Source organism: Streptomyces sp. NPDC047017 (assembly GCF_040644175.1).
Taxonomy (GTDB): domain Bacteria; phylum Actinomycetota; class Actinomycetes; order Streptomycetales; family Streptomycetaceae; genus Streptomyces.
In genome coordinates this window covers 151,554-164,827 of sequence record NZ_JBEYVW010000020.1, presented here as the reverse complement: position 1 = coordinate 164,827, position 13,274 = coordinate 151,554, and the positions used below count along the sequence as shown (strand labels likewise).

The 13,274-nt window shown below is 71.0% G+C and carries 10 protein-coding genes; 9 read left to right on the top strand and 1 reads right to left on the bottom strand.

Features of this window, described 5'->3' with window-relative positions:
• Positions 1-143: 143 nt before the first annotated feature.
• Positions 144-1,133, bottom strand: coding sequence for a hypothetical protein (locus ABZ858_RS29595; RefSeq protein ID WP_361385212.1), 990 nt, complete (start codon positions 1,131-1,133; stop codon positions 144-146).
• A 136-nt stretch (positions 1,134-1,269) separates the two neighbouring features.
• Between ABZ858_RS29595 and ABZ858_RS29590 the strand changes: the two genes are divergently transcribed.
• The 9 genes from ABZ858_RS29590 (at position 1,270) to rodA (ending at position 13,194) form a co-directional block, all read left to right on the top strand.
• Positions 1,270-3,894 (top strand): valine--tRNA ligase, encoded by a 2,625-nt coding sequence (locus tag ABZ858_RS29590; protein ID WP_361385209.1) that lies wholly within the window; start codon positions 1,270-1,272, stop codon positions 3,892-3,894.
• Between the two features lie 190 nt (positions 3,895-4,084).
• Positions 4,085-5,599 (top strand): folylpolyglutamate synthase/dihydrofolate synthase family protein, encoded by a 1,515-nt coding sequence (locus ABZ858_RS29585; protein ID WP_361385206.1) that lies wholly within the window; start codon positions 4,085-4,087, stop codon positions 5,597-5,599.
• A gap of 5 nt (positions 5,600-5,604) precedes the next feature.
• A complete protein-coding gene (locus ABZ858_RS29580) occupies positions 5,605-5,970 on the top strand; it encodes a DUF4233 domain-containing protein (protein WP_361385203.1) in 366 nt (121 codons plus the stop codon).
• A 54-nt stretch (positions 5,971-6,024) separates the two neighbouring features.
• Entirely contained in the window at positions 6,025-6,438 is a 414-nt protein-coding gene (gene ndk / locus ABZ858_RS29575; protein ID WP_037854465.1) for a nucleoside-diphosphate kinase, read from the top strand.
• Positions 6,439-6,758: 320 nt separating this feature from the next.
• A complete protein-coding gene (locus ABZ858_RS29570; RefSeq protein WP_019325389.1) occupies positions 6,759-7,778 on the top strand; it encodes a rod shape-determining protein in 1,020 nt (339 codons plus the stop codon).
• Between the two features lie 157 nt (positions 7,779-7,935).
• On the top strand, positions 7,936-8,934 hold the full coding sequence (gene mreC / locus ABZ858_RS29565) for a rod shape-determining protein MreC (RefSeq protein WP_361385200.1): 999 nt from the start codon (positions 7,936-7,938) through the stop codon (positions 8,932-8,934).
• 17 nt (positions 8,935-8,951) lie between these two features.
• Positions 8,952-9,629: a rod shape-determining protein MreD gene (gene mreD, locus ABZ858_RS29560; protein ID WP_361385197.1), complete on the top strand. Its 678-nt coding sequence runs from the start codon at positions 8,952-8,954 to the stop codon at positions 9,627-9,629.
• A gap of 83 nt (positions 9,630-9,712) precedes the next feature.
• The gene (mrdA, locus tag ABZ858_RS29555) at positions 9,713-11,998 is read left to right on the top strand and encodes a penicillin-binding protein 2 (protein WP_361385194.1); all 2,286 of its coding nucleotides are present in this window, start codon (positions 9,713-9,715) and stop codon (positions 11,996-11,998) included.
• A complete protein-coding gene (rodA, locus tag ABZ858_RS29550) occupies positions 11,995-13,194 on the top strand; it encodes a rod shape-determining protein RodA (protein ID WP_361385191.1) in 1,200 nt (399 codons plus the stop codon). The genes mrdA and rodA overlap by 4 nt, the downstream gene beginning before the upstream one ends.
• Positions 13,195-13,274: the final 80 nt, after the last annotated feature.

Sequence of the window (13,274 nt, the reverse complement as noted above, 5' to 3'; positions counted from 1 at the left end):
CGGGGGGGGGCGGGGGCCGGGGCGCGCACATGCGGGCGTGCCCCGCCCTCCCAATCGGTAAGGGGCCCCGGTCGTACGACCGGGGCCCCTTCCGTATGCGTACTTCCTGTGCTTCCTGTACTTCCGTACGTCCGCCGCCGCGGTCAGGCCTTGACGCGCGCCGCGGTGCGCAGCTGGGCGGCGAAGGCGGCGACGTCGTCCAGCGAGTAACCGCCGCCCCCGGTCTTCGCGGCGGTCAGGTCGACGCCGTTGACCACGCCGTAGGTGCTGTGGTCGGCCCAGATGCAGGTCGGCACGTCGAGCTTGGTGGTGCCCTCGTCGATGTGGGCGAGCTGGCACTTCATGAGGGCCCCGTCGAGACCGGCCGGCTTGAAGCTCTGCGGGCTGCCCTTCCAGGTGACCTTCGCCTTGCCGTCGGTGTCCTCGGAGTTCTTGTGGGACGCGGCGAACCCGTTGTCGATCGAGGCCGCCGGGTCACCGATCTTCCCGTAGGCGGCGTTGACCGCCATCGACCTGCCGAGCTTGGTGATGTCGGTGGGGCCGTAACCGCCCCGGACCGCCTGTCCGTCCTCGATGCCGAGCGCCTTCAGCTTGTCCGCGCTGGTGGCACCGGTGGGGCCGCCGTCGTCGGAGCCGGCGGCGTCGGACTTCTTGTAGTCGCCGACCGTGGCCGGGAGCACCAGCTTGTGCGCGCCGTCGTCGGCCACCGAGCCGCCACCGCCGCTCCCGCCCCCGCCGATCAGCAGGTACGCGCCCACCCCGATCGCGGCCACGACCGCGACCGCGCCGACGATCAGCGCCGTCTTCTTCCCGCCGCCGCCGCCGGCGGACGGCGGCTGCGGCACGGAGCCGTAGGGCGGCTGCTGGCCGTACGGCGGCTGGGGCTGCCGGCCGTACGGGTTCGGCTGCTGCGGGGCGCCCTGCGGGTGGCCGTAGCCGGGCGGCTGGGCGGGCGGGGCCTGCTGCGGGTAGCCGTAACCGGGCTGCGGCTGCGGCGGCTGCTGGGGGTAGCCGTAGCCGGGCTGCTGCGCGGGCGGCGCCTGCGGCGGCTGCTGGCCGTAGGGGCCCGGCTGACCGTACGGTCCGGGCTGCTGGGGCTGCCCGCCGTACGGGCCCGGCTGGTTGTAGCTCATTCCTGGGTTCCCCTCCAGATGCTTATGCGTATCTGACATCCTGGCGCAGCCACGGCCGGTGCAGGTCGGCGGGGTGCGCACCGTTACACAACAAATGCGGTTCGGGACACGCCGGTGACGCCTCTAAACTGAGCCCGTGACCGAGAACGCTCAGCAGCAGCCACCCGCGCCCGACACCGAACTGCCGACCCAGTACGCGCCGGCCGACGTAGAGGGGCCGCTGTACGAGCGCTGGGTGGAGCGGGGTTACTTCGAGGCGGACGCCAAGAGCGAGAAGCCGCCGTACACCGTCGTCATCCCGCCGCCGAACGTCACGGGCAGCCTCCACCTGGGCCACGCCTTCGAGCACACGCTCATCGACGCCCTCACCCGCCGCAAGCGCATGCAGGGCTACGAGACGCTGTGGCAGCCGGGCATGGACCACGCCGGCATCGCCACCCAGAACGTCGTCGAACGGGAGCTGGCCAAGGAGGGCAAGTCCCGCCACGACCTGGGCCGCGAGGCGTTCGTCGAGCGCGTGTGGAAGTGGAAGGGCGAGTCCGGCGGGCAGATCTCCGGCCAGATGCGCCGCCTCGGCGACGGCGTCGCCTGGTCCCGCGAGCGCTTCACCATGGACGAGGGCCTGTCCCAGGCCGTCCAGACCATCTTCAAGCGGCTCTACGACGACGAGCTGATCTACCGCGCCGAGCGCATCATCAACTGGTGCCCGCGCTGTCTGACGGCCATCTCCGACATCGAGGTCGAGTACCAGGACGACGACGGTGAGCTGGTCTCGATGACCTACGGCGAGGGGGACGAGACCATCGTCGTCGCCACCACCCGTGCCGAGACGATGCTCGGCGACACCGCCGTCGCCGTCCACCCCGACGACGAGCGGTACAAGCACCTGGTCGGCAAGCTCATCAAGCTGCCGCTGACCGACCGGTCCATCCCCGTCGTCGCCGACGAGCACGTCGACCCGGAGTTCGGCACGGGCGCCGTCAAGGTCACCCCGGCCCACGACCCGAACGACTTCGAGATCGGCCGCCGCCACGACCTGCCCGCCGTCACCGTGCTCGACGAGCACGCGGTCATCACGGCGCACGGCCCCTTCCAGGGCCTGGACCGCTTCGAGGCCCGCTCCGCGATCGTCGCCGCACTGCGGGCCGAGGGCCGGATCGTCGCCGAGAAGCGCCCCTACGTCCACTCCGTCGGCCACTGCTCGCGCTGCAAGACCACGGTCGAGCCGCGCCTGTCCATGCAGTGGTGGGTCAGGGTCGGCCCGCTAGCCAAGGCCGCCGGTGACGCGGTCCGCGAGGGCAAGGTCAAGATCCACCCGCAGGAGATGGAGAAGCGGTACTTCGACTGGGTCGACAACCTCCACGACTGGTGCATCTCGCGCCAGCTGTGGTGGGGCCACCGCATCCCCGTCTGGTACGGGCCGAACGGCGAGGTCGTCTGCGTCGGCCCCGACGACGAGGTCCCGGGCGGCGAGGGCTGGCACCAGGACACCGACGTCCTGGACACCTGGTTCTCCTCCGGCCTGTGGCCGTTCTCCACGCTGGGCTGGCCGGAGCAGACCGAGTCGCTCGCGAAGTTCTACCCGAACTCCGTCCTGGTCACCGGCTACGACATCCTCTTCTTCTGGGTCGCCCGGATGATGATGTTCGGCCTGTACGCCATGGACGGCACCCCGCCGTTCCACACCGTCGCCCTGCACGGCATGGTCCGCGACCAGTTCGGCAAGAAGATGTCGAAGTCCTTCGGCAACGCGGTCAACCCGCTGGACTGGATGGACAAGTACGGCTCGGACGCGCTGCGCTTCACCCTGGCCCGGGGCGCCAACCCCGGAGTGGACGTCCCCATCGGCGAGGACTGGGTCCAGGGCTCGCGCAACTTCGCCAACAAGATCTGGAACGCCACCCGCTTCGCCCTGATGAACGGCGCGACGGTGGACGGCCCGCTGCCGGACGCCGGGAAGATGTCGGCCACCGACCGCTGGATCCTGTCCCGGCTGAACTCGGTGGTCGCCGAGGTCGACGCGTACTACGACGACTACCAGTTCGCCAAGCTGTCCGACGCGCTGTTCCACTTCGCCTGGGACGAGGTCTTCGACTGGTACGTCGAGCTGTCCAAGACCACCTTCCAGGCGGGCGGCGAGGCCGCCGAGGTCAGCAAGCGGGTTCTGGGCGAGGTCCTGGACGTCACGCTGCGGCTGCTGCACCCGGTCGTCCCGTTCGTCACCGAGACGCTGTGGACCACGCTGACCGGCGGCGAGTCGGTCGTCGTCGCCGCGTGGCCCGGCGACAGCGGCTTCCGGGACGCGGCGGCCGAGCGGGAGATCGGAACGCTCCAGTCCGTCATCACCGAGGTCCGCCGGTTCCGCGCCGACCAGGGCCTCCAGCCGGGGCAGCGGGTCCCGGCCCGCCTGACCCTGGACGGTACGGCCCTGGCCCCGCACGAGGCCGCCATCCGGCAGCTGCTGCGGCTCCAGCCGGCGGGCGAGTCCTTCACCGCCACCGCCACCCTGCCGGTGTCCGGCGCCGAGGTCGCCCTCGACCTGTCCGGCACGATCGACGTGGCGGCGGAGCGCAAGCGGCTGGCCAAGGACCTGGCCGCCGCCGAGAAGGAGAAGTCCCAGGCGAACGGCAAGCTCGGCAACGAGGCGTTCCTCGCGAAGGCTCCCGACCACGTGGTCGACAAGATCCGCGGCCGGCTCGCCAAGGCGGAGGAGGACATCGCGCGGATCACCGCGCAGCTGGAGCGGCTGCCGCAGGCGTAGGCAGCCGCCCGCACGCCGCGCAAGGCCCCGGAGTCCCCTCGACTCCGGGGCCTTGCGCGGCTCGGGGCGGGTGGGCGCGGTGGCCCGGTGCGGGTGCGTCGTGGCCGGTCGCGCGGTTCCCCACGCCCCTTCGGGGCGCCTCCCCCGAACCGGCGCCTCGCACCGCCCCGCGCCTCCGTAGACTGGCCCCGTGAGCGACCTCCCCGACGAAAACGACCGGCCCGACCCCCTCGACTCCTTCGACGAGATCATCGAGGCCGAGACCACCCGCGACCCCGATCTCGCGGTGATCGAGGCCGGCAGCCGCACCCTGCGCACCCAGGGCGCCCCGGCGCACGCGGACGTGCCGGCCCGGCCGGAGGACCCCGAGGTCGACAAGGCGCTGCGCGAGGTCGAGGCGGAGCTGGCGACCCGCTGGGGCGAGACCAAGCTGGAGCCCTCGGTCAGCAGGATCGCCGCGCTGATGGACGTACTGGGCGAGCCGCAGCGGTCGTACCCCTCCCTCCACATCACCGGCACCAACGGCAAGACCTCCACCGCCCGCATGATCGAGGCCCTGCTCGGCGCCTTCGAGCTGCGCACCGGCCGGTACACCTCGCCGCACGTGCAGTCGGTCACCGAGCGGATCAGCCTGGACGGCGCCCCGGTGTCCGCCGAGCGGTTCGTCGAGACGTACCAGGACATCAAGCCGTACGTGGAGATGGTCGACGCCGCCCAGGAGTACCGGCTGTCCTTCTTCGAGGTGCTGACCGGCATGGCGTACGCCGCCTTCGCCGACGCGCCGGTGGACGTGGCCGTGGTCGAGGTGGGCATGGGCGGCACCTGGGACGCCACGAACGTCATCGACGCGGACGTCGCCGTGATCACGCCCATCGGCCTGGACCACACCGACCGCCTCGGCTCGACCACCGGGGAGATCGCCGGGGAGAAGGCCGGGGTCATCAAGCAGGACGCCACCGTGATCCTCGCCCAGCAGCCGGTGGACGCCGCCCAGGTGCTGCTGAAGAAGGCCGTGGAGGTCAACGCGACGGTGGCCCGCGAGGGGCTGGAGTTCGGTGTCGTGGCCCGGCAGCCGGCCGTGGGCGGCCAGCTGCTGACCCTGCGCGGGCTGGGCGGCGAGTATCCCGAGGTGTACCTGCCGCTGCACGGCGCGCACCAGGCGCACAACGCGGCCGTGGCGCTGGCCGCCGTGGAGGCGTTCTTCGGCGTGGGCGCCCAGCGGCCCCAGCCGCTGGACGGCGAGACCGTCCGCAAGGCGTTCGCGGCGGTGACCTCGCCGGGCCGCATGGAGGTCGTGCGGCGCTCGCCGACCGTGGTCCTGGACGCCGCGCACAACCCGGCGGGCGCGCAGGTGACCGCCGAGGCGGTGCAGGAGGCGTTCGACTTCAGCCGGCTGATCGGCGTGGTCGGGGCCAGCGGCGACAAGAACGTGCGCGGTCTGCTGGAGGCGTTCGAGCCGATCTTCGCCGAGGTCGTGGTCACCCAGAACTCCAGCCACCGCGCGATGGACGCCGACGAACTGGCCGCGATCGCCGTCGAGGTGTTCGGCGAGGACCGCGTCCAGGTGGAGCCGCGGCTGCCGGACGCCCTGGAGGCGGCGATCACGCTCGCCGAGGAGGAGGGCGAGTTCGCCGGCGGCGGAGTGCTGGTCACCGGATCGGTCATCACCGTGGGTGAGGCCCGGCTGCTCCTCGGGAAGGGCTGAGCCTCGTGCGTACGCTGTGTTCCTCGACCCTGATCGGCGAGTTCTTCGTCATCGGGTTCGCCGCGCTGGTCGCGATGAAGGACCCGGACCTCACCATGACGGCCGTGTGGACGGTCAGCGGTGTCGCCATGGTGCTGTGCGTGCTGCTGTGCGGCATGGTGACCCGGCCCGCCGGGGTCGTGCTGGGCTGGGCGCTGCAGCTCGCGCTGATCGCCGCCGGTGCCGTCGTGCCGGTGATGTACTTCCTCGGCGCGGTCTTCGCGGCGCTGTGGTGGGCGTCGGTGCGTTTCGGGCGGAAGATCGACGCGGCCAAGGCGAGATTCGCGGAGCGGGCCGCCGAGGCCGGCTCCGCCTCGGCTGACGCTGTGTGACGGTGGCCCTGTAACCTCGTGCCACCGCACATCTGTACAGCAGAAGGAGTCCCCGTGACCCAGCGCACCCTCGTCCTCCTCAAGCCCGACGCCGTCCGTCGCGGCCTGACCGGCGAGATCATCAGCCGTATCGAGCGCAAGGCCGGCTGGCAGATCACCGCGCTGGAGCTGCGGACCCTGGACCAGGACACGCTGGAGCAGCACTACGGCGAGCACAAGGGCAAGCCCTTCTACGAGCCGTTGGTGGCGTTCATGGCCTCCGGTCCGGTCGTGGCCATGATCGTCGAGGGTGAGCGGGTCATCGAGGGCGTGCGCGCCCTGGCCGGCCCGACCGACCCGATCGCCGCCGCGCCCGGCTCGATCCGCGGGGACTACGGCGTGATCGTCCGGGAGAACCTGATCCACGCCTCCGACTCCGAGGAGTCCGCCGAGCGCGAGGTGAAGATCTTCTTCCCCGGCCGCGGCTGAGTCCGGGACGGACGGCCGCCGGCCGCCGCCCGCGCCCGCTGACACACCGTCAGCTCATCGGCTCGCCTGACCTGGGCGGCCGCCGGGTGACGGCCGCCTCCGGCATACCCGGTGCCGATCGGGGGAACGCGTGCCCCCGATGGACCGTCTCCACAAGCGAGGCGGTACGCCATCTGCTGACAATGGCGAAGACCCTCGCGCGGTGTTCGTGCAGGCGCGTCTACGATGGAAGCCTTCACGTCACAGCACCCACCTCGCCGTACCTGAAATGCCCTCAAAAGCTCCCAGGGAAGGCCAGACGAATCCTGATGGGGAACTCAATGTCGTTCATCGGCCGTGACATGGCTGTCGACCTCGGGACCGCCAACACGCTGGTGTACGTCAGGGGTCGCGGGATCGTACTCAACGAGCCGTCCGTCGTCGCGATCAACACCAATACCGGTGGCATCCTCGCGGTCGGCGCCGAGGCGAAGAAGATGATCGGGCGCACCCCCGGCAACATCGTGGCCGTGCGTCCGCTCAAGGACGGCGTGATCGCGGACTTCGAGATCACCGAGCGGATGCTCCGCTACTTCATCCTGAAGATCCACAAGCGGCGTTATCTGGCTCGTCCGCGGGTCGTCGTCTGCGTGCCCTCCGGTATCACCGGTGTCGAGCGCCGCGCCGTCATCGAGGCGTCCTCGCAGGCCGGCGCCCGCCAGGTGCACATCATCGAGGAGCCCATGGCCGCGGCCATCGGCTCCGGCCTGCCGGTCCACGAGGCCACGGGCAACATGGTGGTGGACATCGGCGGCGGCACCACGGAGGTCGCGGTCATCTCGCTCGGCGGTATCGTCACCGCCCAGTCCATCCGGGTGGCGGGCGACGAACTGGACAACGCGATCATCCAGCACGTCAAGAAGGAGTACAGCCTTCTGCTGGGGGAGCGCACGGCCGAGCAGATCAAGATCACGATCGGCTCCGCGTACGACCTCGACGCCGACGAACACACCGAGATCCGCGGCCGGGACCTGGTGTCCGGCCTGCCGAAGACCGTCGTCATCTCGGCCGCCGAGGTGCGCAAGGCGATCGAGGAACCGGTCAACGCGATCGTCGACGCGGTCAAGACCACCCTCGACAAGTGCCCGCCGGAGCTGTCCGGCGACATCATGGACCGGGGCATCGTGCTGACCGGCGGCGGCGCGCTGCTGCGCGGCCTGGACGAGCGGCTGCGCCGGGAGACCGGCATGCCGATCCACATCGCCGAGGACCCGCTGGACAGCGTGGCGCTCGGTTCCGGCAAGTGCGTCGAGGAGTTCGAGGCGTTGCAGCAGGTACTGGACGCCCAGCCGCGCCGATGACGCAACTTTTCGATTCCGCCGTACGAGATGATCTCCTCTCGTACGGCGGATCGTTGATATAGAGGCATAAGCTCCCGCAAACGGGCCCCTCGGGTTCGCGCTTCGCGCGCCGCGGGGGCCACCCGGTTTCCTACGAGGAAGGGCACGGCCGCCGCACGTGAGGGACACGAAAGAGAGCCGGCTGCTCCTGGTGCTGCTGATCGCCGTCGCGTTCGCGCTGATCACGGTCGACATCCGCGGCGGGGAGAACTCCCCGGTGGACGGTGCCCGGCGGGCCGCCGCGACCGTCTTCGGCCCGATCGAGAACGGTGTGTCGGGGGCGGTGGACCCGGTCGGCAACGCGGTCTCCGCGGTCCGCGACTCCGGCGGCCGCCACGACCGCCTCGCCGCCCTGGAGAAGGAGAACGCCGCCCTCAAGGCGAAGCTCGGCAGCGACGACCGCAACCGCAGCCGCCTGGCCCAGCTGGACAAGATGCTCAAGCTGGCCGGCGAGGGCCAGTACGGCATCAAGGGCGCCCAGGTCATCGCCATAGGAGCCGCCCAGGGCTTCTCCTGGACCATCACCATCGACGCCGGCTCGAACGACGGCATCCGGCGCGACATGACCGTCCTCAACGGCGACGGCCTGGTCGGCCGGGTCACCACCGTCGGCCCCGACTCGGCGACCGTGCTGCTCGCCAACGACCCCGACTTCACCGTCGGCACCCGCATGGAGGGCAGCGACGAACTCGGCTTCGCCTCCGGCCAGGGCGACCGCCCGATGCGCGTCCAGCTCCTCAACGGCAAGGCGGAGGTCAAGAAGGGCGACCGGCTGATCACCTTCGGCTCCCAGTCCGACAAGCCCTTCGTGCCCGGCGTCCCGGTCGGCGTCGTCTCCCGGGTGGAGGCCTCCGGCGGCGACCTGACCCGCACGGTCTACGTCACGCCGTACGTCGGCTTCACCAAGCTCGACGTGGTCGGCGTCGTCGTCCAGGCCCCGAAGAAGGACCCCCGCGACGCGGTGCTGCCGGCCAAGCCCAAGCCCACCCCGACGCCCACGGTGACCGTGACGGTCACCCCCTCCTCCGACACGGACACCGGCCGGCGCTCCGGCAACGGCTCCGGCACCGGCACCGGCGAGCCCGACGGGCAGTCCACCGACGACCAGCAGCAGTAGGAGCGAGAAAAGTCCTCATGCGTCTCAACCGGATCCTGCTCTCCACCGTGCTGGTCGTCGTCGCCCTGGTGATCCAGGTGAGCGTCCTGGCCCGGCTGCACCTGCCGGGCGCCGTCCCCGACCTGCTGCTGCTCACCGTCCTCGGCCTCGCCATGGTCTACGGCCATGTCGGCGGCGCCCTGGTCGGCTTCGGCGCCGGACTCCTCGCCGACCTCGCCCCGCCCGCCGACCACGCGGCCGGCCGCTACGCCCTGGTGCTGTGCGTCATCGGCTACCTGGCCGGACTGATCAAGCCCGAGACCGGCCAGGTCAAGTCGGCCACCGGCCCGATGGCCGTGGTGGTCGCCGCCGCCCTCGGCTCCACCCTGCTCTATGCCGGGGTCGGCGCCCTCGTCGGCGACACCGCCGCCCGCCACGTCGGCCTGCCCGGCCTGCTGATCAGCGCCGCCGTCTACGACCTGCTGCTCGCCCCGTTCGTGGTCCCCGGCATCATGGCGCTGGCCCGGCGCGCCGAGAACGATCCGCTCGCCGAGGCCGGCTCCGCCGCGAAGAAGGCCGACCTCTCCTCCGGCTGGCTCTCCTCCGGCACCGGACTGCGCATCGGCGGCCAGCGCGGCGCGCTCGGCGGCCTCAAGTCGAGGGCCCGCGCCCGCACCACCCGGGTGGGCCGCGTCAAGGGGGTCAAGCGCCTGTGACAGCACGGCGGCCGGCCGGCCCCCGGTCTCACAGCTTCGTCGGATACGACTCGTCCACACACTGAGAGGGGGAGGCAGCACCAGTGACCAACATTCCCGAGACCGGACGGACCCCAAGGGTCCAGACCCGGCTCGTCGTCATCCAGATCCTCGTTCTCTCCCTGCTCGGCACCCTCGGCGGCCGGCTGTGGTACCTGCAGATCCGCGAGGGCGCCCAGTACCAGAGGGAAGCCTCCGGCAACCACGTCCAGCAGGTCGTCCAGCCCGCCGTGCGCGGCTCGATCCTGGACGCGCGCGGAGTGCCGCTCGCCGACAACGAGACCCGCCTGGTGGTCTCCGCCTCCCGCACCGAACTGCTCAAGCAGAAGGACGACGGCAGGGCGGTCCTCAGCAAGCTGGCCGGCGTCCTCGGCATGGACCCGCAGGAGGTGCTGCAGAAGGTCCGGCTGTGCGACGCCAAGACCCCGCAGCCCTGCTGGAACGGTTCGCCCTACCAGCCCATCCCCATCACCGACGAGGCCACCCCCAAGCAGGCCCTGCAGATCCGCGAGCGCGCCGAGGACTTCCCCGGCATCAACGCCGAACCGGAGGCCGTGCGCCGCTACGCCGCGCCCGGCAAGTCCAACACCGCGCAGGTCCTCGGCTACCTCTCGCCGGTCACCGACGACGAGATCCAGCAGGCCAAGGACACCTCCTCGCCCTATCTGCGCTCCGACATGGTGGGCCGCTCCGGCCTGGAGCGGCAGTACGACAAGGAACTGCGCGGCAAGGCCGGTGTCACCCGCTACGAGGTCGACAACCTCGGCCGGGTCACCGGCAAGGCCAAGTCGGACGCCGCCCAGCCCGGTTCGAACCTGGTCACCAGCATCGACGCCCGGGTCCAGCGGGTCGCCGAGTACGAACTCGACAAGGCGATGAAGGCCGCCCGCCAGCAGTACGACAGCATCACCGGCACCAACTACAAGGCGGACTCCGGCGCGGTCGTCGTCATGGAGGCCAAGACCGGCCGTATCGTCGCCATGGCGTCCGCGCCGACGTACGACCCGAACGTCTGGGTCGGCGGCATCTCCGCCAAGAACTACAAGGCGCTGACCGGCAAGAACTCCGACTACCCGCTGCTGAACCGGGCCATACAGGGTCAGTCCGCGCCCGGTTCGACCTTCAAGGTGGTCTCCACGGCCGCCGCGGTCCAGGCCGGCCACGACTTCAACGGCGCCTACCCCTGCACCAGCTCCTACTCGGTCGGCGGGCAGACGTTCAAGAACTTCGAGGGCGAGAACTTCGGCGACATCTCGCTGGGCCGCGCCCTGGAGGTCTCCTGCGACACCGTGTTCTACGGCATCGCGGACAGCGAATGGAAGCGCGACGGCGGCATCAACCCGAAGAAGGGCCAGCCCAAGGACTGGTTCTTCAAGACCGCCCACCAGTTCGGCCTGGGCAAGGAGACCGGCATCGACCTGCCCAACGAGGTCACCGGCCGCGTCCCGGACCGCCAGTGGAAGCAGCGGTACTGGGCGGCCAACAAGGACGCCTGGTGCAAGTCCGGCAAGAAGAACGGCAGCTACGTCGAGAAGATCGCCTACGAGAACTGCCTCGAAGGCAACAAGATGCGCGAGGGCGACGAGATCAACTACTCCATCGGCCAGGGCGACACCCTCGTCACCCCGGTCCAGGAGGCCATGATCTACGGCGCGATCTCCAATGGCGGCACGCTGTACACGCCGACCATCGGCAAGGCGGTCGTCAGCGCCGACGGCAAGCACGTCACCGGCATCAAGCCGCAGCCGCGCGGCCGGCTGCCCATCACCCAGGCCACCCGCACCATGATGGACCAGGCCCTGGCCGGCGTCGCCACCCGCGGCACCGCCGCCTGGAAGTTCAACGGCTGGCCGCAGAACAAGATCCCGCTGCACGCCAAGACCGGTACCGCCGAGGTCTACGGCAAGCAGACCACCTCCTGGCTGGCCACCTACACCAAGGACTACTCGGTCATCATGACCATCGCCCAGGCCGGTACCGGCTCCGGCGCCTCCGGTGAGGCCGTGCGCAACATCTACAGCTCCCTGTACGGCGTGCAGGCCGACGGCTCCGTCGACGACAAGAAGGCGCTGCTGCCCACCCCGCAGCAGGCCCTGCCGAAGATCCAGGCGGACGGCACCATCCCCGCCCCGAAGATCCCCGGCGACCCGGCCCGGGACCAGGAGAAGGTCGCCAAGGAGGTCGCCAAGGAGGGCACCGCCAACCCGCCCGGCGACCAGCAGCCCGCGACCACCGGCACACCCACGGGCAACCGCGACACCCGCAGGCGACCACGCAGGCGACCGCGGCGGCACCCGCGCCGCGCCGCAGGCCGGAGGGCAGCCGCATGACCGGCGCGAACAGCTTCTCCGTCTCCGGGTACGGGCCCGAACGGGCCGGCTGGACCCGGGTCTTCGCCCGCGACTCGATGGCCCGCCGGCTCGACTGGCCCATGCTGCTCGCGGCGCTCGCCCTCTCCGGCATCGGCACCGCCCTGGTCTTCTCGGCCACCCGCAACCGCACCGAGATCAACCAGGGCGACCCGTACTACTTCCTCATCCGCAACCTGCTGAACACCGGCATCGGCTTCGCCCTGATGATCGGCACCGTCTGGCTGGGCCACCGCACCCTGCGCAGCGCCGTCCCGATCCTCTACGGCGCCTCGGTCTTCGGCATCCTGCTGGTGCTCACCCCGCTCGGCGCCACCATCAACGGCAGCCGCAACTGGATCGTGCTCGGCGGCGGCTTCTCCATCCAGCCCTCGGAGTTCGTGAAGATCACGATCATCCTGGGGATGGCGATGATGCTCGCCGCCCGGGTCGACGCCGGCGACAAGCCCCACCCCGACCACCGCACGGTCCTGCAGTCCCTGGGCCTGGCCGCCGTACCGATCCTGATCGTGCTGCTCATGCCCGACCTCGGCACGGTCCTGGTCCTGGTCACCATCATCCTGGGCGTGCTGCTCGCCTCCGGTGCCTCCAACCGCTGGGTGTTCGGCCTGCTCGGGGCGGGCGCGCTGGGCTGCCTCGCCATCTGGCAGCTGCACATCCTGGACGAGTACCAGATCAACCGGTTCGCGGCCTTCGCCAACCCCAGCCTCGACCCGGCCGGCGTCGGCTACAACACCAACCAGGCCCGTATCGCCATCGGCTCCGGCGGACTGACCGGCGCGGGCCTCTTCCACGGCTCGCAGACCACCGGCCAGTTCGTGCCCGAGCAGCAGACCGACTTCGTCTTCACGGTGGCGGGCGAGGAACTGGGCTTCGCCGGCGCCGGCCTGATCATCGTCCTGCTCGGCGTCGTCCTGTGGCGCGCCTGCCGGATCGCCCGCGAGACCGGCGAGCTGTACGGCACGGTGGTCGCCGCCGGGATCGTCGCCTGGTTCGCCTTCCAGGCGTTCGAGAACATCGGGATGACCCTGGGCATCATGCCGGTCACCGGCCTGCCCCTGCCCTTCGTCTCCTACGGCGGCTCGTCCATGTTCGCGGTCTGGGTGGCGGTGGGGCTGCTCCAGTCGATCCGGGTGCAGCGGCCCATGTCCGCGTGAGCACCAGGTCACGGGGCGGCCCGGCGTGAGGCCGCCCCGCGGCCGTGCGGAGCGGCTCTCCGGGCGGGTTAGGGTTGATG

Excerpts from the sequence above, each read along its gene's own strand:
- ABZ858_RS29595 (WP_361385212.1), bottom strand. The coding sequence starts at position 1,133 with ATGAGCTACAACCAGCCGGGCCCGTACGGCGGGCAGCCCCAGCAGCCC.
- mreD (WP_361385197.1), top strand. The coding sequence starts at position 8,952 with ATGCGTCTCAACCGGATCCTGCTCTCCACCGTGCTGGTCGTCGTCGCC.
- rodA (WP_361385191.1), top strand. The coding sequence starts at position 11,995 with ATGACCGGCGCGAACAGCTTCTCCGTCTCCGGGTACGGGCCCGAACGG.
- ABZ858_RS29570 (WP_019325389.1), top strand. The coding sequence starts at position 6,759 with ATGTCGTTCATCGGCCGTGACATGGCTGTCGACCTCGGGACCGCCAAC.